We start from the raw sequence: 22,333 nt of genomic DNA, 5'->3' as shown, positions 1-22,333 counted from the left end.
GTGGTGGCTGGTAATCAAGCTGATGTTAATCGAAACAAGCTTTAACCCTAAAGATAGTGTAGTATGTTGCGCCTCAAAGCCAGGCCAGTTAAAACGTCATGTCGTTGACTTAAGGCCGGAAGAGTTCGAACAGACTTTACTATCAGTGAGTCAGATGTAAGTTCTGACTCACTGTTGCACAAAGCATATCAGACGCCTGGGAAGGCGACACCAAAAGGAAGCTCTATGAGCGAAAAGCTACAGAAAGTGCTGGCGCGTGCCGGCCACGGTTCTCGCCGTGAAATCGAATCTATTATTGAAGCCGGTCGTGTGAGTGTTGATGGCAAAATTGCTAAACTCGGCGATCGCGTTGAAGTTACTCCTGGACTGAAAATTCGTATCGATGGTCACCTGATTTCGGTGCGTGAGTCCGCTGAGCAAATTTGTCGCGTGCTGGCCTATTACAAGCCGGAAGGTGAGTTATGTACCCGTAACGACCCGGAAGGGCGTCCAACAGTGTTTGATCGTCTGCCGAAGCTGCGTGGCGCACGCTGGATTGCCGTAGGTCGTCTCGACGTTAATACCTGTGGTCTGTTGCTGTTCACCACCGACGGTGAACTGGCAAACCGTTTAATGCACCCAAGCCGTGAAGTTGAACGTGAATATGCCGTGCGTGTATTTGGTCAGGTTGACGACGCGAAACTGCGTGATTTGAGTCGTGGCGTGCAGTTGGAAGATGGTCCGGCAGCCTTTAAAACCATTAAGTTCAGCGGCGGCGAAGGGATCAACCAGTGGTACAACGTTACTCTGACCGAAGGCCGTAACCGTGAAGTTCGTCGTTTGTGGGAAGCGGTTGGTGTGCAGGTAAGCCGCCTGATCCGTGTTCGTTACGGTGATATCCCACTGCCAAAAGGTCTGCCACGCGGTGGCTGGACGGAGCTGGACCTCGCCCAGACTAACTATCTGCGCGAACTGGTGGAGCTACCGCCAGAAACCAGCTCTAAAGTCGCTGTAGAAAAAGACCGTCGTCGCATGAAGGCGAATCAGATTCGTCGTGCGGTGAAACGTCACAGTCAGGTGAGCGGCGGTCGTCGTTCTGGCGGACGTAATAATAACGGTTAATCAAAGTATGCCGGACGTCATATCCGGCATTTTTACAGATTAGTAATCAATCCCTATCTGCGCTTTTACACCGGCATCAAACGCATGTTTGATGGGGCGTAATTCACTTACCGTATCCGCCAATTCAAGAATATCCCGATGACAACCACGACCCGTGATAATCACCGTCTGTTGATGTGGACGTTTATTTAACGCCTGCACCACTTCTTCCAGTGGCAAATAGTCATACGCCACCATATACGTCAGCTCATCGAGCAAAACCATATCCAGTGAGGAATCCGCCAGCATTCGTTTTGCATGTTGCCAGACTTCGCGGCAGGCAGCGGTATCAGACTCACGGTTTTGCGTATCCCAGGTGAAGCCAGTTGCCATTACCTGAAACTCAACGCCGTGCGGCTCCAGCAGATTTCGTTCGCCATTAGGCCAGGTGCCCTTAATAAATTGCACGACGCCCACTTTTTTTCCGTGACCTACTGCGCGTGTTGCCGTACCAAATGCCGCTGTGGTTTTGCCTTTTCCATTGCCAGTAAAAACGATAATAATGCCGCGTTCATCCTGGGCCTGCGCCACACGGGCATCCACTTTTTCTTTAACTCGCTGCTGACGCTGTTGGTAGCGTTCATCACTCATTGGGAAATTCCTGGTTTACGGCCCGGTTGGGCGTCAAAGGTCATGCCGGTTTTACGGCGGCTATCATCGCCCATCAGCCAGAGGTAAAGTGGCATGATATCAGCGGGGGTTTTGAGTTTCTGCGGATCTTCCGTCGGGAAGGCGCTGGCACGCATGGCGGTGCGCGTACCGCCTGGGTTAATGCAGTTCACGCGCAGGCGCTGTTGATATTCATCGGCCAGTACCTGCATCATTCCTTCGGTGGCAAATTTTGAGGCAGCGTATGCACCCCAATTAGCCCGACCCTGACGCCCGACGCTTGATGAGGTAAAGACCAGCGAACCGGCGTCCGATTTGAGTAATAAAGGAAGCAGTGCCTGGGTCAGCATAAAGGTGGCATTAACGTTGACCTGCATGACATCCTGCCAGACCTGCGGATTTTGTTCACTCATCGGGCAAACTTCTCCAAGCAATCCGGCATTATGCAGAACGCCGTCCAGACGCGGATAATTAACGGCAATGCGCTGTGCCAGTTGATGGCAATCTTCGGATGTGCAGGTCAGTAAATCGAGAATAAACCACTGTGGATGACGTCCGGTCTCTTCGAACATACGCTGGGCGACCTGACGTAATTTTTCTTCATTACGACCCAGTAAAATCACTGTCGCGCCATAACGCGCATAAGTCTGAGCGGCTTCACGACCAATGCCGTCGCTGGCGCCGGTTACCAGGATAATACGATCATTGAGTAAATCTTGTTTTGGTTGGTAATGCATGGCTACTCCTCAACGACATCATCAGTCGCGCTGCCAGTGTACTTTATGACTTTGAGGGGTTATGCCTTAAACAGAGGCGCATTTCAATCGGCCTGGGGCGATAACGCCGCAAAATGAATACTTTGTCATACTTTCTCGTCAAGAATATCTCTGCGAGACGGCTTAAGATGCCTGTTGTAAACTGTGAGGCAAAGCGTTGTTTAACCAAGGTGGGACTCGTGGAATTGTTGTCTGAATATGGTTTGTTTTTGGCGAAAATTGTCACTGTTGTCGTGGCGATTGCGGCTGTTGCCGCCATTATTGTCAATGTTGCTCAACGTAATAAACGCCAGCGTGGCGAGTTACGGGTTAACAATCTCAGCGAACAATATAAGGAGATGAAAGAAGAACTGGCAGCAGCGCTGATGGATCCGCATCAGCAAAAGCAGTGGCACAAAGCGCAGAAGAAAAAGCACAAGCAAGAAGCGAAAGCAGCGAAAGCAAAAGCCAAACTGGGTGAGGTGGTGACTGACAGTAAACCCCGCGTCTGGGTACTGGATTTCAAAGGCAGCATGGACGCGCATGAAGTTAACTCATTACGTGAAGAGATAACCGCAGTACTCGCGGCATTTAAGCCACGGGATCAGGTTGTTTTGCGTCTGGAAAGCCCCGGCGGTATGGTTCATGGTTATGGCCTGGCAGCCTCACAATTGCGGCGTCTGCGCGATAAAAACATTCCTTTAACCGTTACGGTAGACAAAGTGGCTGCCAGCGGCGGGTACATGATGGCCTGTGTGGCGGACAAAATTGTTTCTGCGCCGTTTGCCATTGTTGGTTCCATCGGTGTGGTAGCGCAAATGCCCAACTTTAACCGCTTCCTGAAAAGTAAAGATATTGATATTGAACTGCATACTGCCGGGCAATATAAGCGCACGCTGACATTGCTGGGTGAAAATACTGAAGAAGGGCGCGAAAAATTCCGCGAAGAACTGAACGAAACACATCAGCTATTTAAAGATTTTGTAAAACGTATGCGTCCATCTCTGGATATTGAAGAGGTGGCTACCGGTGAACACTGGTACGGGCAACAGGCGGTAGAGAAAGGCCTGGTTGACGAAATCAACACCAGTGATGAAGTGATTCTTAATCTGATGGACGGTCGAGAAGTGGTCAATGTGCGTTATATGCAGCGTAAACGGTTAATCGATCGGTTTACCGGCAGTGCGGCAGAGAGCGTCGACCGATTGTTGCTACGCTGGTGGCAGCGTGGGCAAAAGCCTTTGATGTAAAAGACAAACGCGAGGTTCAGGCCTCGCGTTTTGCTTTAATCTACCAGATGATATTTTTCCGAGAGCACGTGTGCCAGGTGTTTGAACATATTAAACACCGCAGTGCTTTTCGCTGTCGGCAGCCCTTGCTCATCTAAAAAGTAATCGCCAGTAAACACCAGCACGCCATTACGCTGCGTGACGCCGGTGGCTTCAATTCCTGCGAGTGTGTCCTCATGCTCACGAATGATTTTGTTGGCCTCTTTCAACAGCGTTTCGCGGTCGATGGGTTGTGTCTCTTTGTTCATTATTTACTCCTTAAACAAGGACATTAGTCTACGCCAGGCATGGCATGCAGACAAATATACCACGCTGGCGTCAGGAGCGCCTTACTGGCAACTTTGGATTTTGCATGCTAATAAAGTTGCGTAACGGATTTTATCAGGTACAGTGTGACGCTTTCGTCAATCTGGCAATAGATTTGCTTGACATTCGACCAAAATTCCGTCGTGCTATAGCGCCTGTAGGCCAAGACCTGTTAACTCAGTCACCGGAATTTTCGTGAACAGAGTCACGACAAGGGGTTGATATCCGCAGAGAGCGAGTCCATATCGGTAACTCGTTGCCAGTGGAAGGTTTATCAATGTGCGACGCATTCCTGGAAGAATCAAATTAGGTAAGGTGAATATGGGTAAAGCTCTTGTCATCGTTGAGTCCCCGGCAAAAGCCAAAACGATCAACAAGTATCTGGGTAGTGACTACGTGGTGAAATCCAGTGTCGGTCACATCCGCGATTTGCCGACCAGTGGCTCAGCTGCTAAAAAGAGTGCCGACTCTACCTCCACCAAAACGGCTAAAAAGCCTAAAAAGGATGAACGTGGCGCTCTCGTCAACCGTATGGGGGTTGACCCGTGGCACAATTGGGAGGCGCACTATGAAGTGTTGCCTGGTAAAGAGAAGGTCGTCTCTGAACTGAAACAACTGGCTGAAAAAGCCGACCACATCTATCTCGCAACCGACCTTGACCGCGAAGGGGAAGCTATTGCATGGCACCTGCGGGAAGTGATTGGGGGTGATGAAGCTCGCTATAGCCGAGTGGTGTTTAACGAAATTACTAAAAACGCGATCCGCCAGGCGTTCAACAAACCCGGCGAACTGAATATTGATCGTGTTAATGCCCAGCAGGCGCGTCGCTTTATGGATCGCGTCGTGGGTTATATGGTTTCTCCGCTGCTGTGGAAAAAGATCGCTCGCGGTCTTTCCGCCGGGCGTGTGCAATCCGTAGCGGTTCGCCTGGTGGTTGAGCGTGAGCGTGAAATTAAAGCGTTCGTGCCGGAAGAATTCTGGGAAGTCGATGCCAGTACGACTACGCCGTCTGGTGAAGCGTTGGCTTTGCAGGTGACTCATCAGAACGATAAACCGTTCCGCCCGGTCAACAAAGAACAAACTCAGGCTGCGGTAAGTCTGCTTGAAAAAGCGCGCTACAGCGTGCTGGAACGTGAAGACAAACCGACAACCAGTAAACCAGGCGCTCCTTTTATTACCTCTACGCTGCAACAAGCTGCCAGCACCCGTCTTGGTTTTGGTGTGAAAAAAACCATGATGATGGCGCAGCGTCTGTATGAAGCTGGCTATATCACTTACATGCGTACCGACTCCACTAACCTGAGTCAGGACGCGGTAAACATGGTTCGCGGTTATATCAGCGATAATTTTGGTAATAAATATCTGCCGGAAAGCCCGAACCAATACGCCAGCAAAGAAAACTCACAGGAAGCGCACGAAGCGATTCGTCCTTCAGATGTCAATGTGATGGCGGAATCGCTGAAAGATATGGAAGCAGATGCGCAGAAACTGTACCAGTTAATCTGGCGTCAGTTTGTTGCCTGTCAAATGACCCCAGCGAAATATGACTCCACCACGCTGACCGTTGGCGCGGGTGACTTCCGCCTGAAAGCGCGCGGTCGTATTCTGCGTTTCGACGGCTGGACGAAAGTTATGCCTGCGCTGCGTAAAGGCGATGAAGATCGTATTTTACCGGCTGTCGATAAAGGTGACTCCCTGTCGCTTGTTGAACTGACGCCTGCGCAGCACTTTACCAAGCCGCCAGCCCGTTTTAGCGAAGCTTCACTGGTTAAAGAACTGGAAAAACGCGGGATCGGTCGTCCGTCTACCTATGCGTCGATCATTTCGACCATTCAGGATCGCGGCTATGTGCGTGTGGAAAACCGTCGCTTCTATGCGGAAAAAATGGGTGAGATCGTTACCGATCGCCTGGAAGAAAATTTCCGCGAGTTAATGAATTACGACTTTACCGCGCAGATGGAAAACAGCCTCGACCAGGTGGCAAATCACGAAGCAGAGTGGAAAGCTGTACTGGATCACTTCTTCTCTGATTTCACCCAGCAGTTAGATAAAGCGGAAAAAGATCCGGAAGAGGGCGGTATGCGCCCGAACCAGATGGTTCTGACCAGCATTGACTGCCCGACCTGTGGTCGAAAAATGGGGATTCGCACCGCCAGCACCGGGGTATTCCTGGGCTGTTCCGGTTATGCGCTGTCGCCGAAAGAGCGTTGCAAAACCACCATCAACCTGGTGCCGGAAAACGAAGTGCTTAACGTGCTGGAAGGCGAAGACGCTGAAACCAACGCGCTGCGCGCCAAACGTCGTTGCCCGAAATGCGGTACAGCGATGGACAGCTATCTCATCGATCCAAAACGTAAGTTGCATGTCTGTGGTAATAATCCAACCTGCGACGGTTACGAGATCGAAGAGGGCGAATTCCGTATTAAAGGTTATGACGGCCCGATCGTTGAGTGTGAAAAATGTGGTTCTGAAATGCACCTGAAAATGGGGCGTTTCGGTAAGTACATGGCTTGCACCAATGAAGAGTGTAAAAACACACGTAAGATTTTACGTAACGGTGAAGTCGCGCCGCCGAAAGAAGATCCGGTTCCGCTGCCAGAATTACCGTGCGAAAAATCGGATGCTTATTTCGTGTTGCGTGACGGCGCTGCCGGCGTGTTCCTGGCGGCCAATACTTTCCCGAAATCACGTGAAACGCGTGCGCCGCTGGTGGAAGAGCTTTATCGCTTCCGCGACCGTTTACCAGAAAAATTGCGTTATCTGGCTGATGCGCCACAGCAAGATCCAGAAGGTAATAAGACAATGGTTCGTTTTAGCCGGAAAACCAGGCAGCAATATGTCTCTTCGGAAAAAGACGGAAAGGCAACTGGCTGGTCAGCATTTTATGTTGATGGCAAATGGGTTGAAGGGAAAAAATAACCTTTAATTCTTTCTGGTTTTTAAAACAAAGGGTCGCAAAAGCGACCCTTTTTTATTGCATATTATTTTATCTCCACACCTATACACTAAAGCTATAAATGATATAGTGGTTATAGTTAGCACCTTTTTTATTATTAAATCGTATTAGTCACCCGTCAGGAGTGACGAAAAAACGATGTTCTGATGGCGTCTAATTGGATGGTTTAACATGAAATTACAACAACTTCGCTATATTGTTGAGGTCGTCAATCATAACCTGAACGTCTCATCAACGGCTGAAGGACTTTACACATCACAACCTGGGATCAGTAAGCAAGTCAGAATGCTGGAAGATGAGCTGGGTATTCAAATTTTTTCCCGTAGCGGTAAGCATTTGACGCAGGTTACTCCAGCCGGGCAGGAAATAATTCGTATCGCTCGTGAAGTTCTGTCGAAAGTTGATGCTATTAAATCGGTCGCCGGAGAGCATACCTGGCCTGATAAAGGCTCGCTGTATATCGCCACCACGCATACTCAGGCGCGCTATGCATTACCGAATGTCATCAAAGGTTTCATTGAGCGTTATCCTCGCGTTTCTTTGCATATGCATCAGGGATCGCCGACACAAATCGCCGATGCCGTCTCTAAAGGTAATGCCGATTTCGCTATCGCCACGGAAGCACTTCATTTGTATGAAGATTTGGTGATGCTGCCATGCTATCACTGGAATCGGGCTATTGTGGTGACACCTGACCATCCGCTGGCGGGCAAAAAAGCAATTACCATTGAAGAACTGGCGCAGTATCCGTTGGTGACGTATACCTTCGGTTTTACCGGACGCTCCGAGCTGGATACCGCCTTTAACCGCGCAGGGTTGACGCCGCGTATTGTTTTCACGGCTACCGATGCTGACGTGATTAAAACTTACGTTCGCTTAGGGCTGGGTGTTGGGGTAATTGCCAGCATGGCGGTGGACCCGGTTTCTGACCCTGACCTGGTTCGTGTTGATGCGCATGACATTTTCAGCCATAGCACAACCAAAATTGGTTTTCGTCGCAGTACGTTTTTGCGCAGTTATATGTATGATTTCATTCAGCGTTTTGCGCCGCATTTAACCCGCGATGTCGTTGATGCCGCCGTAGCATTGCGTTCCAATGAAGAAATTGAGATCATGTTTAAAGATATCAAATTGCCGGAAAAATAATTACCTGCATTATTTCCGGCACCTTTTATGTTTTCGGGGTGCCGGAATATATCCTTTGTTCTTTCTTATTTGTACACCGCTCACAATATAATTATCCCTCAAATCTTTATGGTAAATCGGACGTAAAGTAGTGTCTAATTACCTGCCTCGCAAACTCCAGCCTTCAAATATCTATTTCAGGTCAAAAGATTGAATTATTCACTGGAGACGATTCGTAAATTAGCTGGATTTTTGACTAAAGTTTCATTAGGATTTGTCTCATCAATTGATTAATTATACCAATCGTTTAGCGTATTACTGATAAGTGATGGCGATTATATGAGGTTAGCAATGCCTTCTGGAAATCAGGAACCCCGCAGGGACCCTGAATTGAAACGCAAAGCCTGGCTTGCGGTATTTCTTGGTTCTGCGCTCTTCTGGGTGCTTGTCGCACTGCTAATTTGGAAAGTGTGGGGGTAAAGCATGGTCGTTCAGGAGCAGCATCAGATTGCTTTGCCACTGTCTCAGCATAGTGACAATGAAACGGAAACGAAACGGGAATGTTCAGTCGTTATTCCGGATGGCTGGAAACTGACGTCGCAACAGCAAGCGTTTATAGAGATGTTTGCTGAAGATGAGCAGCAGAAACAATAATTATCATCATTCTTATTATCCGATATATTCGTGAATTAAACGGTTTTTAATACACCACAGCAATAAAAGGTTGAATAATTTCAACAGAAAGTAATAACAAGTGAGGGGTGTAGCCTATGATCACCACAAATATGAAATATTGGTCCTGGATGGGCGCATTTTCTCTGTCGATGCTCTTCTGGGTTGAACTCATCTGGATAGTTGCTCACTAATCCCTGACCTCGCTGTGGCGAGGTTTTTCTTTTCTTATCGCAAGATTTCTCCTCTTTTATCAATTTGGGTTGTTATCAAATCGTTACGCAATGTTTGTGTTATCTTTAATATTCACCCTGAAGAGAATCAGGGCATCGCAACCCTGTTATTAAGGAGGAGCTATGTCGTCAACCCTACGAGAAGCCAGTAAGGACACGTTGCAGGCCAAAGATAAAACTTACCATTACTACAGCCTGCCACTTGCTGCTAAATCACTGGGCGATATCACCCGTCTGCCTAAGTCACTCAAAGTTCTGCTCGAAAACCTGCTCCGCTGGCAGGATGGTAACTCGGTTATCGAAGAGGATATCCACGCGCTGGCGGGCTGGTTGAAAAATGCCCATGCTGACCGTGAAATTGCCTACCGCCCGGCAAGAGTGTTAATGCAGGACTTTACCGGCGTGCCCGCTGTCGTGGATCTTGCGGCGATGCGAGAAGCGGTAAAACGTCTCGGCGGCGATACCGCGAAAGTGAATCCACTCTCACCGGTTGATCTGGTCATTGACCATTCGGTGACCGTCGATCGTTTTGGCGATGATGAGGCATTCGAGGAAAACGTGCGTCTGGAAATGGAGCGAAACCACGAACGTTATGTATTCCTGAAATGGGGACAGCAGGCCTTCAGCCGTTTTAGCGTTGTGCCGCCAGGTACAGGGATTTGCCATCAGGTTAACCTCGAATATCTCGGCAAAGCAGTGTGGAGCGAATTGCAGGATGGTGAATGGATTGCTTATCCGGATACGCTCGTCGGCACCGACTCACACACTACGATGATCAACGGTCTTGGCGTGCTGGGGTGGGGCGTTGGTGGGATCGAAGCAGAAGCCGCAATGTTAGGCCAGCCGGTTTCCATGCTTATCCCGGATGTTGTGGGCTTTAAACTTACCGGAAAATTACGTGAAGGTATCACCGCCACAGACCTGGTTCTTACCGTCACTCAGATGCTGCGCAAACATGGCGTGGTGGGGAAATTCGTCGAATTTTACGGCGATGGGCTGGATTCGCTGCCGCTGGCAGATCGCGCCACCATTGCCAATATGTCGCCAGAATATGGCGCGACCTGCGGCTTCTTCCCAATCGATGCGGTCACCCTCGATTACATGCGTTTAAGCGGGCGCAGTGAAGATCAGGTCGAGCTGGTCGAAAAATATGCTAAAGCGCAGGGTATGTGGCGTAACCCAGGCGATGAACCGATTTTTACCAGTACGTTAGAACTGGATATGAATGACGTTGAAGCGAGTCTGGCGGGGCCAAAACGCCCACAGGATCGCGTTGCACTGCCCGATGTACCAAAAGCTTTTGCCGCCAGTAACGAACTGGAAGTGAATGCCACGCATAAAGATCGCCAACCGGTCGATTATGTTATGAACGGACATCAGTATCAGTTGCCTGATGGCGCAGTGGTTATTGCTGCCATCACGTCATGTACCAACACCTCTAATCCAAGTGTACTGATGGCCGCAGGCTTGCTGGCTAAAAAAGCCGTAACTCTGGGCCTGAAGCGGCAACCGTGGGTCAAAGCGTCGCTGGCACCGGGTTCGAAAGTGGTTTCTGATTATCTGGCAAAAGCCAAACTGACTCCGTATCTCGATGAACTTGGCTTCAACCTTGTGGGATATGGCTGTACCACCTGTATTGGTAACTCTGGTCCGTTGCCCGATCCTATCGAAACTGCAATCAAAAAAGGCGATTTAACCGTTGGTGCGGTGCTGTCCGGCAACCGTAACTTTGAAGGCCGTATTCATCCGCTGGTTAAAACCAACTGGCTGGCTTCGCCGCCGTTGGTGGTTGCCTATGCGCTGGCGGGCAATATGAATATCAATCTGGCTTCAGAGCCTATCGGCCATGATCGTAAAGGCGATCCGGTATATCTGAAAGATATCTGGCCATCGGCACAAGAAATTGCCCGTGCGGTAGCACAAGTCTCTACAGAAATGTTCCGTAAAGAGTACGCAGAAGTTTTCGAAGGGACAGCTGAGTGGAAAGAAATTAACGTTGTGCGATCCGATACCTACGGATGGCAGGATGATTCGACCTATATTCGCTTATCGCCGTTCTTTGATGAAATGCAGGCAACACCAGCACCTGTGGAAGATATTCACGGTGCGCGGATCCTCGCAATGCTGGGGGATTCAGTCACCACTGACCATATCTCTCCGGCGGGCAGTATTAAGCCCGACAGTCCGGCGGGTCGATATCTACAAGGTCGAGGTGTTGAGCGGAAAGACTTTAACTCCTACGGTTCGCGGCGCGGTAACCATGAGGTGATGATGCGCGGCACATTCGCCAATATTCGCATTCGTAACGAAATGGTGCCCGGTGTTGAAGGTGGAATGACGCGGCATTTACCTGCCAGCGATGTCGTTTCTATTTATGATGCAGCGATGCGCTATAAGCAGGAGAAAACGCCCCTGGCGGTGATTGCCGGTAAAGAATATGGTTCTGGCTCCAGCCGTGACTGGGCGGCAAAAGGTCCGCGTCTGCTTGGTATTCGTGCCGTGATTGCCGAATCGTTTGAACGAATTCACCGCTCGAATTTAATTGGCATGGGCATTCTGCCGCTGGAATTTCCGCAAGGCGTGACGCGTAAAACATTAGGGCTGACCGGGGAAGAGAAGATTGATATTGTCGATCTGCAAAATCTACAACCGGGCGCGACGGTTCCGGTGACGCTGACGCGTGCTGATGGTAGCCAGGAAGTTGTGCCGTGCCGTTGTCGCATCGACACCGCGACGGAATTAACCTATTACCAGAATGACGGTATTTTGCATTACGTTATTCGTAATATGTTGAAGTAACGAGTATTTGCTTGCCGGAAGTAAGATAACCGGCAAGCAAATTAACTTTACAACGTAAGTGGGTTATTTGTTCAGCAAATGCCCCATTTTCTCGGCTTTGGTATCGAGATAATGTTCGTTATTGGGGTTACGACCAACAATCAACGGCACGCGTTCAACAATATTAATCCCGGCTTCGGTCAGAATTTCGACTTTTTTCGGGTTATTGGTTAACAAACGGACTTCATTGACACCAAGGAGTTTGAACATATCAGCACAAAGAGTGAAGTCGCGCTCATCTGCAGCGAAGCCTAACTGGTGGTTAGCCTCTACGGTGTCGTAACCTTGATCCTGTAATGCGTAAGCGCGAATTTTATTCAGCAGGCCAATGTTACGACCTTCCTGACGGTGATACAGCAAAATACCACGGCCTTCTTCGGCGATTTGCGTCAGCGCCGCTTCCAGCTGGAAGCCACAATCGCAGCGCAAGCTGAACAGGGCGTCACCGGTCAGACATTCGGAATGGACGCGCGCAAGTACCGGGGTATGCCCGGAAATATCGCCATAGACTAGCGCGACATGATCGTGTCCGGTTGCCAGTTCTTCAAATCCCACCATCAGGAAATCGCCCCATGGGGTTGGCAGTTTGGCTTCTGCCACACGTTTAAGCTGCATGAAATTCTCCAGATAATGCTGGTTCTGTATTGGCTTATTTTGCCATAACGCGAAGGCGTTCACCTAATCACGACGCGTCGATCTTTCACTGAATGGCACAAATCTGTCAATTTTTCCAGGTCAGGGCATTTTCAGTTATGATTGTGAGACTTATAAGAAAGGAGAGACCATGCGTTCGATTGCCAGACGTACCGCAGTTGGAGCTGCACTATTACTTATCATGCCTGTAGCGGTATGGATTTCTGGCTGGCGTTGGCAACCAGGAGAGCAGAATGGGGTGTTAAAGGCGGCTTTTTGGGTCACTGAAACTGTCACTCAGCCCTGGGGCGTTATTACGCATCTGATTTTATTCGGCTGGTTCCTTTGGTGCCTGCGTTTTCGGATCAAAGCGGCAATTATGTTGTTTGCCATACTGGCTACGGCGATCCTGGTCGGACAAGCGGTAAAATCCTGGATTAAAGACAAAGTTCAGGAACCGCGCCCGTTTGTTATCTGGCTGGAAAAAACACATCATATTCCGGTTGATGAGTTCTACACTTTAAAGCGTGCAGAGCGCGGAAATTTAGTGAAAGAACAGTTGGCTGAAGAGAAAAATATCCCGCAATATTTGCGAACTCATTGGCAGAAAGAGACCGGTTTTGCCTTTCCTTCTGGTCACACAATGTTTGCTGCCAGTTGGGCTCTGCTGGCCGTTGGGCTGTTATGGCCGCGTCGGCGAACCGTAACCATTGCACTCTTGCTGGTTTGGGCAACGGGAGTCATGGGAAGTCGCCTGTTGCTTGGGATGCATTGGCCGCGAGACCTGGTGGTGGCTACGTTGATTTCGTGGGCGCTGGTCGCGGTAGCAACCTGGCTTGCACAACGTATTTGTGGGTCATTAACACCACCACCGGAAGAAAATCGTGAGATAGCGCAACGAGAACAAGAAAGTTAATACTGGTTGAATTTCTGAATTTAACCCTCAAATCATCAACAATGATTGTGGCTACCATTTCGCAGACGTCGTGAAAATGGTAATTTAAAGGGCTATTGCGGTAAGTTGACCATAATTTATTCGCTCTAACCACATAACGGGAAGTAATGTGAAATATTTACTCATTTTCTTACTGGTGTTAGCGATTTTTGTGATTTCCGTCACATTAGGTGCGCAGAATGATCAACAGGTAACATTTAATTATCTGTTAGCGCAAGGGGAGTATCGTATCTCTACTTTGCTGGCGGTATTGTTTGCTGCGGGTTTTGCTATCGGTTGGTTGATTTGTGGCCTGTTCTGGCTGCGAGTTCGTGTTTCTCTGGCGCGCGCTGAACGTAAAATAAAGCGACTGGAAAACCAGCTTTCACCTGCGACTGGCGTGACGGTAGCGCCTGATTCGTCAGTGGCGAAGGAATAACTTTCTATGCTGGAGTTGTTGTTTCTGCTCTTGCCTGTAGCCGCTGCCTATGGCTGGTATATGGGCCGCAGAAGTGCGCAACAAAACAAGCAAGATGAAGCCAACCGCCTGTCACGCGATTACGTTGCAGGGGTTAACTTCCTGCTTAGTAATCAACAGGATAAAGCGGTTGATCTGTTCCTCGATATGCTCAAAGAGGACACCGGCACCGTTGAAGCCCATCTTACGCTCGGAAATCTGTTCCGTTCGCGTGGCGAAGTCGATCGCGCGATTCGTATTCATCAAACCTTAATGGAAAGTGCCTCGTTGACTTATGAGCAACGCTTGCTGGCAATTCAACAACTGGGGCGTGATTACATGGCGGCGGGTTTATACGATCGCGCGGAAGATATGTTTAATCAACTGACTGATGAAACTGACTTCCGTGTTGGCGCATTGCAACAGCTGTTACAAATCTATCAGTCTACCAGTGAATGGCAGAAAGCAATTGATGTTGCAGAACGCCTGGTGAAGCTGGGCAAAGATAAGCAACGCGTCGAGATTGCCCATTTCTACTGTGAACTGGCGCTCCAGCATATGGCCAGCGACGATCTTGATCGCGCTATGACCTTGTTGAGAAAAGGGGCGGCGGCAGATAAAAACAGCGCCCGCGTATCCATCATGATGGGACGTGTGTTTATGGCGAAAGGAGAATACGCCAAAGCGGTCGAAAGCCTGCAACGCGTCATTTCCCAGGACAGAGAACTGGTCAGCGAAACGCTGGAAATGCTGCAAACCTGCTATCAGCAACTGGGTAAAACTTCCGAGTGGGCAGAGTTCCTGCAGCGCGCGGTGGAAGAGAACACCGGTGCCGATGCTGAGTTGATGCTTGCAGACATCATCGAAGCGCGCGAGGGCAGTGATGCCGCTCAGGTCTATATTACGCGCCAACTACAACGTCACCCGACCATGCGCGTGTTCCACAAGTTAATGGATTACCACCTGAATGAAGCAGAAGAAGGGCGCGCTAAAGAGAGCCTGATGGTGCTGCGTGACATGGTTGGTGAGAAGGTGCGTAGTAAGCCGCGTTATCGTTGCCAGAAGTGTGGTTTTACCGCATATACGCTCTACTGGCATTGTCCGTCATGTCGGGCCTGGTCAACCATTAAACCCATTCGCGGCCTTGATGGACTGTAACTTCTAAAAAAAATCCAACTTTAGTTACAACATCCTTATTGTTACTACTCTCACATTTTGCTTCGGCAACTCCAGCGTAGAAAAGCCTGACAGGGGAGAAATCGCAACTGTTAATTTTTTATTTCCACGGGTAGAATGCTCGCCGTTTACCTGTTTCGCGCCACTTCCGGTGCCCATCATCAAGAAGGTCTGGTCATGACGTTAACTGCTTCATCTTCTTCCCGCGCTGTTACGAATTCTCCTGTCGTTGTTGCCCTTGATTACCATAATCGTGACGCCGCGCTGGCATTTGTCGACAAGATCGACCCACGTGATTGTCGTCTGAAAGTCGGCAAAGAGATGTTTACGCTGTTTGGGCCGCAGTTTGTGCATGAATTGCAACATCGCGGTTTTGATATTTTCCTCGATCTGAAATTTCACGACATTCCCAACACCGTAGCGCACGCTGTGGCAGCAGCGGCTGACTTAGGTGTGTGGATGGTGAACGTTCATGCCTCAGGTGGGGCACGTATGATGACCGCAGCACGTGAGGCGCTGGTTCCGTTTGGTAAAGATGCACCGCTATTAATTGCTGTGACTGTATTGACCAGCATGGAAGCCAGCGACCTGGCCGATCTTGGCGTGACACTGTCACCAGCGGATTATGCAGAACGTCTGGCGGCATTGACGCAAAAATGTGGCCTTGATGGTGTGGTGTGTTCTGCTCAGGAAGCTGTGCGTTTTAAACAGGTATTCGGTCAGAAGTTCAAACTGGTTACGCCGGGCATTCGTCCGCAGGGGAGTGACGCTGGTGACCAGCGCCGCATTATGACGCCAGAACAGGCGTTGGCGGCTGGAGTTGATTATATGGTGATTGGTCGCCCGGTAACGCAATCGGCAGATCCAGCGCAAACGCTGAAAGCGATCAACGCCTCATTACAACGGAGTGCATGATGAGTGATTCCAACAGCCGTCTGGTTTACTCAACGGAAACCGGACGTATTGATGAGCCAAAAGCGGCCCCTGTACGCCCTAAAGGCGACGGCGTGGTACGCATTCAACGTCAAACCAGTGGACGTAAAGGAAAGGGCGTTTGCCTGATCACCGGAGTCGATCTCGATGATACCGAGCTGGCAAAACTGGCGGCTGAACTGAAGAAAAAATGCGGCTGCGGCGGAGCAGTAAAAGACGGAATTATCGAAATCCAGGGAGATAAGCGTGATTTATTAAAATCACTCCTTGAAGCGAAAGGAATGAAAGTAAAACTCGCGGGCGGGTAACAAAAAAAGCCACGGAAATATTCCGTGGCTTTTGTTTATTTTACTGTGTGTACTATTCAGTTATTTCGTAATAAACAGAGTCAAGCGTATTATAATTGCGAGTCGCTTATCGACATTTATTTACGATTATTTACCGACCTGGTGACCGATAATACCACCAACTGCTGCACCACCTAATGTACCCAACGTGCTGCCATCAGTCAGTACTGCACCACCTAAAGCCCCTGCGCCCGCACCGATTGCGGTGTTGCGGTCTCGTTTAGACCAATTAGAACAGGCGCTTAGAGACATTGCCAGTGTAATTGCCAGAACAGCTGCGGTCATTTTTTTGCTCGTTACAAACATAATACTCTCTCCTGAATTTATGATTCACGGAAGTAAGCTCTCTATAACTATAATAGTTCAGAATACGCCCGGTAAAATAATTCCGTGAAATCCTCTCGCGCGCAGGGTTATATCACGCAGGTGATAGTGACTTCCTGTTATATCGCTGATAATAAGTTTATAACTTTAGGATGTTAATAACAGGTAAATAGTCTTAATTATCAACCAGGAATTATCTTAGAGCGGATGATTTGCGTCAGGGTAAATCATCCGTAGGGAAGGAAAATGATTACATGTCAACGACGTGAACGATTAATTTACTGTGTTCTAAATGCATCGTATCGCTGGCGCGAATCTTCGAATCGGTTATAACACGCTTGATTCTCTCCACAGGACCGATGGAGTAAGAGTGTATGGCACCAAACTTAGAACTGTCAGTCAGGACTATGACTTCGCATTCTTTTTCCAACACGGCATTGACCACATCGGTACGCATCATGTCGCGACCTGTAAATCCAGTTTCAGGTTGCCAGCCATCGATACCAATAAATGCCTTACTGAAATGCACCTGTTGGATGCACTGACGTGTCAGTGGGCCAACCATACTTTCGCTTTTTTTCTGGTACACGCCGCCAAGTAAAATGACTTCACAAGGCGCGTCTTTCAGTAAATGCGCTATATAGCTGCTGACCGTAATGATGGTGACATTTTTCTTCTGCTCACCTAATGCGCGAGCCAGAAGGGCATTACTGCTACCATTCTCGATAAAGATGGTTTCACCCGGTTGAACCAGTGAGGCGGCAAACTCGGCGAGTTCACGCTTCAGCGTATAATTACTCATCATACGGGTTTCGACGTCATCACTATCAAGCGAAACAGCAAAGCCATGTGCACGGCGTAGATAGCTAAGTTTTTCGAGGGTGTTGAGATCCTGGCGAATGGTAACTTCGGAAACTCCAGTGGCTTTTGCCAGATCGGTTACACTAACCTGACCCTGCTCAATGACCATCTGTAGAATAGTTTGTTGTCGGGAATTCATCGCTGTAATTCTTATAACGTTATAATACTAAATAAAAAATGCTGACGCGCCGGGCATCCTTAAATAGGGAAACCTGAAAGCACGATTGTTAAATCTCCCACGGTGCCTTCGGGATGTCTGGCGTAGATGCAGCAACCTGGCGCAACAGTTCTGCTTTAAGTATCTCGAGATTATGGATCGCAGAGTGGTAATCGCCCGCCACAAGGATATCTAACACAATATCAATACGTTCGGCAACGCGTTGGGCATCAAATTCAGACATCAGGGTATCCTCAAGGCAAAAAAGTGAAAATGAATAATGCAAAAATTGCCGCTAAAAGAGAAGTGTTTAACGGCAAAGGCTAATTATCATTCATTAATACGATATGTAATGGAATTATATACTGTTACATTTATATATTCGTCTCTTTATGCGCGCTTCAGATAACGTTTATACCAGCGTTCAAAAGCCACGGCAGGCATCGGTTTAGCAAACAAAAATCCTTGTCTCTCATTGATGCCATTTTTGGTCAAAAAGGCATCTTCTTTTGCACTCTCTACACCTTCGGCAATCACCTGAAGATTGAGCGCCTGAGCCACGGCGACGATCGCACGTACCAGCGACTGCGAGACTGGCTGTTTGTGAATATCACGGACAAAAACCTGGTCGAGTTTTATAGCATCGATGGGGAATCGTGCCAGTTGGGAAAGAGAAGAGTAACCCGTGCCGAAATCATCCAGATGAACCTGTGCGCCTAATTGACTGAATTGCTGAATAACGGAAAGCGCCAACTGATCGTTTTCAATCAGACAGCTTTCAGTCAGCTCGACATCAATAGGGCAATACTCAAATTTAAGTTCCTGGAGTACCTGTTTCAGGTCAGTGAAAATGGTTTGATCGGCAAGTTGGCGTGCTGAGACATTCACCGCAACCCGAAGATTAATGCCTTTATCTCTCCATTTTGCTACCTGGCGCACGACGTCGAGAATAACCCAACGGCCTAGAGGCACAATCAGACCGGACTCTTCGGCATAGGAAATAAAGTCCAGAGGGGGAATTAAGCCACGTTCGGGAGACTGCCAGCGTACCAGGGCTTCCAGACTGCGTACTTCACCCCGCCAGGTGATTTTCGGCTGATAGTGAATAACTAACTGATCGTTTTCCAGAGCTTTACGCAGGTTGGTATCCAACCACAGATATTCGAATACCCGTTGATTCATTTCCGGCGAAAAGACGCAAAATTGTCCTCGTCCGCCTTCTTTGGCACTGTACATTGCCGTATCGGCATGGCGAATAATCGCCGCGCTGTCTGATCCATGTTGCGGTGAAAGTGAAATACCAATTGAACAGCCGGTATAAACTTCGATTAAACCGATGCGAAAGGGTTGGCGCAGGCGGGTCAAAATCCGCGATGCCATTGCTTCCAGGGCACTTTGCGAGGTGTTTGGTGCGAGTACCAGAAATTCATCGCCGCCAAGACGAGCTAACACCTGATCCTGCTCAAGACAGCTTAAAATAGCCAGTGAAACCTCGCGTAACAGCTGGTCGCCAAACAAATGCCCGTAGGCATCGTTCACTTTTTTAAAATTGTCTAAATCGAGATAAACCACTCCGACTTTACCCTCGTCGGCCTCATTAATGGCGTAGTCGATTAATTCCTGCATTGCGTTACGATTCGGTAGCCCGGTGATGCTGTCAGTGTTAGCCAGGATTCGCAATCGTTCCTGGGCGTGACGTTCTTCGGTGATATCGGTGCCGGAACAAATTAAATAGATCTCATTTTTGCCGCTACCGCTGTGGACAAATTTGTTGCGAAACAGAAACAGTCGCTGACCTTTGCGCGTCTGTACCCAACGCTCGACTTCATAGGCGTTGCCACTACGAAAAAAACTGCTGTTGTTACGCCGGGAGATCGCGGCTTCACGGCGACTCATAAACAATTTAAACACACTTTGCCCAATGACATCGTGTTCTTTCAGCCCTGTGTATTCTTCGCATAACCGATTAAAACGCTGGATATTCCCTCGGCTATCCAGAATCACTATTGCGGAATGTGCTTCAGAAACCACCTGTTCAGCAAAGGAAAGTCCGTGAGATAAATCACGAGCAACCGCTGGTGTGTCATGCCATGCCGACGCGTTGCCACCCCATTCGCGCTTATTGATTTTTCGTCCCACCAGATGGACAGAAAGGTCGCTCTCATCGACTGTCAGGCTCATCATCAGGCTGGAGGTGATGACCGTCATTTCCCGGATACGAGCAGCCTGTTCGGCAGATAACTGCAGAGTACGTTCAGGTTCTGTTGTTTCAGTGGTGGAAAAGCGCAAAACATCACTGTTTTCCGACAACCGCCAGTATGGGTTGTGCGAGCCGAGAAAGTTGTACAACGTTGTGGACTCCCTAACGGTTTTCATGATGCATACCCTACGGTTAACGGCGAAGCTCACCATTAAATGAAAGGTTCAACATGACTTACATGAAATTAATGTCGGCTAAACGTATTGTTTTATTTATATATTTATTTGTAATCCAGTTTTGGGAAAACGCCAGTTTTCAAACGGAAGTCATTAAAAAAAATCTGCTGAGATAAAACGAAGGCAAAGGGAGGGGGAAAAGCAAACGGCCCATCCGTAATGAACGGGCCGTGAAAGGGGATTACGCGACCGGGCGCGCAATAATACTACGGGTTTCCATGCGTACTTCTGCGATGGTGACGTCGATAACGTCGGTTACCTTGTAAACCGTTTCACCTTTAATTTGTACGGTGCCGTTTTCCTGACTGCAAACCAGTTCATCGCGCACGGCGTGTAAGAATGGTGCAGGGATAAAGGCGATTGCGCCGTTATCGACCAGCCGCACACGCATACCGCCACGGCTGATATCGACGATTTCCGCCGCAAAACGGGTATCGGTTCCGGCTTTATCTTTCAGGAAACGTGCGTATAACCAGTCGCCGACATCACGTTCTGCCATTCGGTTGAGGCGGCGACGCTCTGCCATTTGGACGGTGATCTCATCCTGTGGACGCGTCGCTGTTTCGCCTTTGATGATCGCTTTCAGCAGACGATGGTTGATCATGTCGCCATACTTACGAATCGGTGAAGTCCAGGTGGCATACGCTTCCAGACCGAGACCAAAGTGAGGGCCAGGTTCGGTGCTGATTTCTGCAAAAGACTGAAAACGGCGAATGCGGCTGTCAAGGAAACCAGTCGGTTGCGCATCCAGCTCACGGCGCAGTTTGCAGAAGCCGTCCAGTGTGAGCACTTCTTCGGCGTCAACATGCAGGCCGTGCGTTTTCAGTAATGCTGCCAGCGCGTCGGCATTTGCCGGGTCAAAGCCCATATGCACGTTATAGATACCGAAACCGAGCTTATCGCGCAGCACGCGAGCCGCACATATGTTGGCGGCGATCATCGCTTCTTCGACGATACGGTTGGCAATACGACGCGGTTCAGCGACGATATCCAACACTTCACCTTTTTCACCCAGAATAAAACGGTAATCCGGGCGATCTTTAAACACCAACGCATGGTTATTACGCCATTCGCCGCGACGCTGGCAAATTTGCGCTAACAGGCGGATTTGTTCCGCAATCGCATCACTTTCTGGCTGCCAGTCACCGGTGTTTTCCAGCCAATCGGAAACCTGGTCATAAACCAGTTTCGCTTTGGATTCGATGGTGGCAGCAAAAAATTCGATGTCGTCTTCAATGGTGCCGTCAGCGGATAGCGTCATCCGACATGCCAGCACCGGACGCACTTCATTGGCACGCAGGGAGCAGAGATCGTCGGAAAGTTCCCGTGGCAGCATTGGGATATTGAAGCCTGGCAGATAGTTGGTGAACGCACGAATTTTCGCGGCTTTGTCCAGCTTGCTGCCTTCTGCGATCCACGCGGTTGGGTCGGCAATCGCCACAATCAACTGTAGTTTGTCATCCGGCAGCGCCCTGGCGAAGAGGGCATCATCCATATCTTCCGTGCTGGCGCTGTCAATGGTGACAAAGTCCAGTGCAGTCAGATCTTCACGTACCAGACCTTCATCGAGCATTTCGGTAGCGACACCGTCTGGCGCTTCTTTTTCCAGATTATGGCGTGCCAGGGTTACCCACCACGGCACGAAATGGTCGTCACCAAAAGTGATGTATTGTGTCAGTTCCGCATAGAATGAGCGATCGCCTTTCAACGGATGGCGGCGCATTTCGGCAACCGCCCAGTCGCCTTCTTTAAACTCATGGGTCAGGCCACGAGCCGCGCGACAAGGAATGGCGTCTTTTAAGAGTGGATGATCAGGAACGATGGCCAGACGGTCATTTTTGCCCTGAACTTTCCCCACAAAACGAGTCAGAAACGGTTCAACCAGTTCTTCTGGCTCTGCGGATTCACGTTCTTTTTCACTGTGGATCACCGCGATAATTCGGTCGCCATGCATGACTTTTTTCATCTGCGGCGGCGGAATGAAATAACTTTTCTGTGCGTCGACCTCCAGGAAGCCAAAGCCTTTTTCAGTGGCTTTTACCACCCCTTCAGCGCGGGGCGTCTGGGAATGCAGTTGCTGTTTAAGCTGCGCTAGCAGCGGGTTGTCCTGAAACATAATTGTCTATTTTGGTGGCCATTAGAGCGGCTGACA

23 protein-coding genes are annotated in these 22,333 nt (G+C 49.2%); 14 read left to right on the top strand and 9 right to left on the bottom strand.

Annotated elements, in window-relative coordinates; all coding sequences use genetic code 11:
* Nucleotides 1-225: 225 nt before the first annotated feature.
* Complete coding sequence (rluB, locus tag A7098_RS06665; RefSeq protein ID WP_001291217.1) at nucleotides 226-1,101, top strand: 23S rRNA pseudouridine(2605) synthase RluB; 876 nt, start codon at nucleotides 226-228, stop codon at nucleotides 1,099-1,101.
* 39 nt (nucleotides 1,102-1,140) lie between these two features.
* Here rluB and cobO read toward each other — a convergent pair whose 3' ends face one another.
* On the bottom strand, nucleotides 1,141-1,731 hold the full coding sequence (gene cobO / locus A7098_RS06660; RefSeq protein ID WP_105280531.1) for a cob(I)yrinic acid a,c-diamide adenosyltransferase: 591 nt from the start codon (nucleotides 1,729-1,731) through the stop codon (nucleotides 1,141-1,143).
* Nucleotides 1,728-2,486, bottom strand: a complete 759-nt coding sequence (locus A7098_RS06655; RefSeq protein WP_105280530.1) for a YciK family oxidoreductase — start codon at nucleotides 2,484-2,486, stop codon at nucleotides 1,728-1,730. The genes cobO and A7098_RS06655 overlap by 4 nt, the downstream gene beginning before the upstream one ends.
* Nucleotides 2,487-2,704: 218 nt before the next feature.
* Here A7098_RS06655 and sohB point away from each other — a divergent pair, with 218 nt between their 5' ends.
* Nucleotides 2,705-3,754 (top strand): protease SohB, encoded by a 1,050-nt coding sequence (gene sohB, locus A7098_RS06650; protein ID WP_000422074.1) that lies wholly within the window; start codon nucleotides 2,705-2,707, stop codon nucleotides 3,752-3,754.
* Nucleotides 3,755-3,789: 35 nt separating this feature from the next.
* On the opposite strand, the gene A7098_RS06645 is transcribed toward sohB, so the two are convergent.
* A complete protein-coding gene (locus A7098_RS06645; protein ID WP_001031530.1) occupies nucleotides 3,790-4,041 on the bottom strand; it encodes a YciN family protein in 252 nt (83 codons plus the stop codon).
* Between the two features lie 379 nt (nucleotides 4,042-4,420).
* Between A7098_RS06645 and topA the strand changes: the two genes are divergently transcribed.
* From topA to acnA, 6 genes are all read left to right on the top strand, one after another.
* A complete protein-coding gene (topA, locus tag A7098_RS06635; RefSeq protein ID WP_024212414.1) occupies nucleotides 4,421-7,018 on the top strand; it encodes a type I DNA topoisomerase in 2,598 nt (865 codons plus the stop codon).
* Nucleotides 7,019-7,226: 208 nt separating this feature from the next.
* Nucleotides 7,227-8,201: an HTH-type transcriptional regulator CysB gene (gene cysB / locus A7098_RS06625; RefSeq protein ID WP_000776255.1), complete on the top strand. Its 975-nt coding sequence runs from the start codon at nucleotides 7,227-7,229 to the stop codon at nucleotides 8,199-8,201.
* A gap of 318 nt (nucleotides 8,202-8,519) precedes the next feature.
* On the top strand, nucleotides 8,520-8,660 hold the full coding sequence (locus A7098_RS06620; RefSeq protein ID WP_001234284.1) for a YmiA family putative membrane protein: 141 nt from the start codon (nucleotides 8,520-8,522) through the stop codon (nucleotides 8,658-8,660).
* 3 nt (nucleotides 8,661-8,663) lie between these two features.
* Complete coding sequence (locus A7098_RS06615; protein ID WP_000261429.1) at nucleotides 8,664-8,834, top strand: hypothetical protein; 171 nt, start codon at nucleotides 8,664-8,666, stop codon at nucleotides 8,832-8,834.
* Nucleotides 8,835-8,950: 116 nt separating this feature from the next.
* Nucleotides 8,951-9,046 (top strand): small membrane protein YmiC, encoded by a 96-nt coding sequence (gene ymiC / locus A7098_RS23670; RefSeq protein ID WP_016158389.1) that lies wholly within the window; start codon nucleotides 8,951-8,953, stop codon nucleotides 9,044-9,046.
* Nucleotides 9,047-9,208: 162 nt separating this feature from the next.
* On the top strand, nucleotides 9,209-11,884 hold the full coding sequence (acnA, locus tag A7098_RS06605) for an aconitate hydratase AcnA (protein ID WP_105280529.1): 2,676 nt from the start codon (nucleotides 9,209-9,211) through the stop codon (nucleotides 11,882-11,884).
* A gap of 63 nt (nucleotides 11,885-11,947) precedes the next feature.
* Here acnA and ribA read toward each other — a convergent pair whose 3' ends face one another.
* Nucleotides 11,948-12,538, bottom strand: coding sequence for a GTP cyclohydrolase II (gene ribA, locus A7098_RS06600; protein WP_001176295.1), 591 nt, complete (start codon nucleotides 12,536-12,538; stop codon nucleotides 11,948-11,950).
* A 169-nt stretch (nucleotides 12,539-12,707) separates the two neighbouring features.
* Here ribA and pgpB point away from each other — a divergent pair, with 169 nt between their 5' ends.
* The 5 genes from pgpB to yciH all read left to right on the top strand — a co-directional run bounded on the left by pgpB (nucleotide 12,708) and on the right by yciH (nucleotide 16,364).
* Nucleotides 12,708-13,472 carry a phosphatidylglycerophosphatase B gene (pgpB, locus tag A7098_RS06595; RefSeq protein WP_105280528.1) on the top strand — a complete coding sequence of 255 codons (765 nt, stop codon included), beginning with the start codon at nucleotides 12,708-12,710 and terminating at the stop codon, nucleotides 13,470-13,472.
* Nucleotides 13,473-13,620: 148 nt separating this feature from the next.
* Entirely contained in the window at nucleotides 13,621-13,929 is a 309-nt protein-coding gene (gene lapA, locus A7098_RS06590; RefSeq protein ID WP_000876289.1) for a lipopolysaccharide assembly protein LapA, read from the top strand.
* Nucleotides 13,930-13,935: 6 nt separating this feature from the next.
* On the top strand, nucleotides 13,936-15,105 hold the full coding sequence (gene lapB, locus A7098_RS06585) for a lipopolysaccharide assembly protein LapB (RefSeq protein ID WP_105280527.1): 1,170 nt from the start codon (nucleotides 13,936-13,938) through the stop codon (nucleotides 15,103-15,105).
* Nucleotides 15,106-15,300: 195 nt separating this feature from the next.
* Complete coding sequence (pyrF, locus tag A7098_RS06580) at nucleotides 15,301-16,038, top strand: orotidine-5'-phosphate decarboxylase (protein ID WP_105280526.1); 738 nt, start codon at nucleotides 15,301-15,303, stop codon at nucleotides 16,036-16,038.
* Entirely contained in the window at nucleotides 16,038-16,364 is a 327-nt protein-coding gene (yciH, locus tag A7098_RS06575; RefSeq protein WP_010344773.1) for a stress response translation initiation inhibitor YciH, read from the top strand. The genes pyrF and yciH overlap by 1 nt, the downstream gene beginning before the upstream one ends.
* 126 nt (nucleotides 16,365-16,490) lie before the next feature.
* Here the strand turns inward: yciH and osmB are convergent, their stop codons facing one another.
* The 4 genes from osmB to pdeR all read right to left on the bottom strand — a co-directional run bounded on the left by osmB (nucleotide 16,491) and on the right by pdeR (nucleotide 20,121).
* Entirely contained in the window at nucleotides 16,491-16,709 is a 219-nt protein-coding gene (osmB, locus tag A7098_RS06570) for an osmotically-inducible lipoprotein OsmB (RefSeq protein ID WP_000498252.1), read from the bottom strand.
* Nucleotides 16,710-16,977: 268 nt separating this feature from the next.
* Complete coding sequence (locus tag A7098_RS06565; RefSeq protein ID WP_032225076.1) at nucleotides 16,978-17,727, bottom strand: DNA-binding transcriptional regulator YciT; 750 nt, start codon at nucleotides 17,725-17,727, stop codon at nucleotides 16,978-16,980.
* Nucleotides 17,728-17,815: 88 nt separating this feature from the next.
* Nucleotides 17,816-17,989 carry a protein YciZ gene (yciZ, locus tag A7098_RS06560; RefSeq protein WP_001288366.1) on the bottom strand — a complete coding sequence of 58 codons (174 nt, stop codon included), beginning with the start codon at nucleotides 17,987-17,989 and terminating at the stop codon, nucleotides 17,816-17,818.
* A gap of 146 nt (nucleotides 17,990-18,135) precedes the next feature.
* Nucleotides 18,136-20,121: a cyclic di-GMP phosphodiesterase gene (gene pdeR / locus A7098_RS06555; protein WP_000859925.1), complete on the bottom strand. Its 1,986-nt coding sequence runs from the start codon at nucleotides 20,119-20,121 to the stop codon at nucleotides 18,136-18,138.
* A gap of 53 nt (nucleotides 20,122-20,174) precedes the next feature.
* Here pdeR and A7098_RS06550 point away from each other — a divergent pair, with 53 nt between their 5' ends.
* Complete coding sequence (locus tag A7098_RS06550) at nucleotides 20,175-20,297, top strand: hypothetical protein (protein ID WP_000221851.1); 123 nt, start codon at nucleotides 20,175-20,177, stop codon at nucleotides 20,295-20,297.
* 65 nt (nucleotides 20,298-20,362) lie between these two features.
* Here the strand turns inward: A7098_RS06550 and A7098_RS06545 are convergent, their stop codons facing one another.
* Entirely contained in the window at nucleotides 20,363-22,297 is a 1,935-nt protein-coding gene (locus tag A7098_RS06545; RefSeq protein ID WP_000485025.1) for an exoribonuclease II, read from the bottom strand.
* Nucleotides 22,298-22,333: the final 36 nt, after the last annotated feature.

Source organism: Escherichia sp. MOD1-EC7011 (assembly GCF_002965005.1).
GTDB lineage: Bacteria > Pseudomonadota > Gammaproteobacteria > Enterobacterales > Enterobacteriaceae > Escherichia > Escherichia ruysiae.
This window is presented reverse-complemented; position numbering and strand designations above follow the sequence as displayed.

What these genes read in the sequence shown, in the direction of transcription:
- rluB (WP_001291217.1), top strand. Translation starts at nt 226, where the DNA reads ATGAGCGAAAAGCTACAGAAAGTGCTGGCGCGTGCCGGCCACGGTTCT.
- cobO (WP_105280531.1), bottom strand. Translation starts at nt 1,731, where the DNA reads ATGAGTGATGAACGCTACCAACAGCGTCAGCAGCGAGTTAAAGAAAAA.
- A7098_RS06655 (WP_105280530.1), bottom strand. Translation starts at nt 2,486, where the DNA reads ATGCATTACCAACCAAAACAAGATTTACTCAATGATCGTATTATCCTG.
- A7098_RS06645 (WP_001031530.1), bottom strand. Translation starts at nt 4,041, where the DNA reads ATGAACAAAGAGACACAACCCATCGACCGCGAAACGCTGTTGAAAGAG.
- topA (WP_024212414.1), top strand. Translation starts at nt 4,421, where the DNA reads ATGGGTAAAGCTCTTGTCATCGTTGAGTCCCCGGCAAAAGCCAAAACG.
- cysB (WP_000776255.1), top strand. Translation starts at nt 7,227, where the DNA reads ATGAAATTACAACAACTTCGCTATATTGTTGAGGTCGTCAATCATAAC.
- A7098_RS06620 (WP_001234284.1), top strand. Translation starts at nt 8,520, where the DNA reads ATGAGGTTAGCAATGCCTTCTGGAAATCAGGAACCCCGCAGGGACCCT.
- A7098_RS06615 (WP_000261429.1), top strand. Translation starts at nt 8,664, where the DNA reads ATGGTCGTTCAGGAGCAGCATCAGATTGCTTTGCCACTGTCTCAGCAT.
- ymiC (WP_016158389.1), top strand. Translation starts at nt 8,951, where the DNA reads ATGATCACCACAAATATGAAATATTGGTCCTGGATGGGCGCATTTTCT.
- acnA (WP_105280529.1), top strand. Translation starts at nt 9,209, where the DNA reads ATGTCGTCAACCCTACGAGAAGCCAGTAAGGACACGTTGCAGGCCAAA.
- ribA (WP_001176295.1), bottom strand. Translation starts at nt 12,538, where the DNA reads ATGCAGCTTAAACGTGTGGCAGAAGCCAAACTGCCAACCCCATGGGGC.
- pgpB (WP_105280528.1), top strand. Translation starts at nt 12,708, where the DNA reads ATGCGTTCGATTGCCAGACGTACCGCAGTTGGAGCTGCACTATTACTT.
- lapB (WP_105280527.1), top strand. Translation starts at nt 13,936, where the DNA reads ATGCTGGAGTTGTTGTTTCTGCTCTTGCCTGTAGCCGCTGCCTATGGC.
- pyrF (WP_105280526.1), top strand. Translation starts at nt 15,301, where the DNA reads ATGACGTTAACTGCTTCATCTTCTTCCCGCGCTGTTACGAATTCTCCT.
- yciH (WP_010344773.1), top strand. Translation starts at nt 16,038, where the DNA reads ATGAGTGATTCCAACAGCCGTCTGGTTTACTCAACGGAAACCGGACGT.
- osmB (WP_000498252.1), bottom strand. Translation starts at nt 16,709, where the DNA reads ATGTTTGTAACGAGCAAAAAAATGACCGCAGCTGTTCTGGCAATTACA.
- A7098_RS06565 (WP_032225076.1), bottom strand. Translation starts at nt 17,727, where the DNA reads ATGAATTCCCGACAACAAACTATTCTACAGATGGTCATTGAGCAGGGT.
- yciZ (WP_001288366.1), bottom strand. Translation starts at nt 17,989, where the DNA reads ATGTCTGAATTTGATGCCCAACGCGTTGCCGAACGTATTGATATTGTG.
- pdeR (WP_000859925.1), bottom strand. Translation starts at nt 20,121, where the DNA reads ATGAAAACCGTTAGGGAGTCCACAACGTTGTACAACTTTCTCGGCTCG.
- A7098_RS06550 (WP_000221851.1), top strand. Translation starts at nt 20,175, where the DNA reads ATGACTTACATGAAATTAATGTCGGCTAAACGTATTGTTTTATTTATA.
- A7098_RS06545 (WP_000485025.1), bottom strand. Translation starts at nt 22,297, where the DNA reads ATGTTTCAGGACAACCCGCTGCTAGCGCAGCTTAAACAGCAACTGCAT.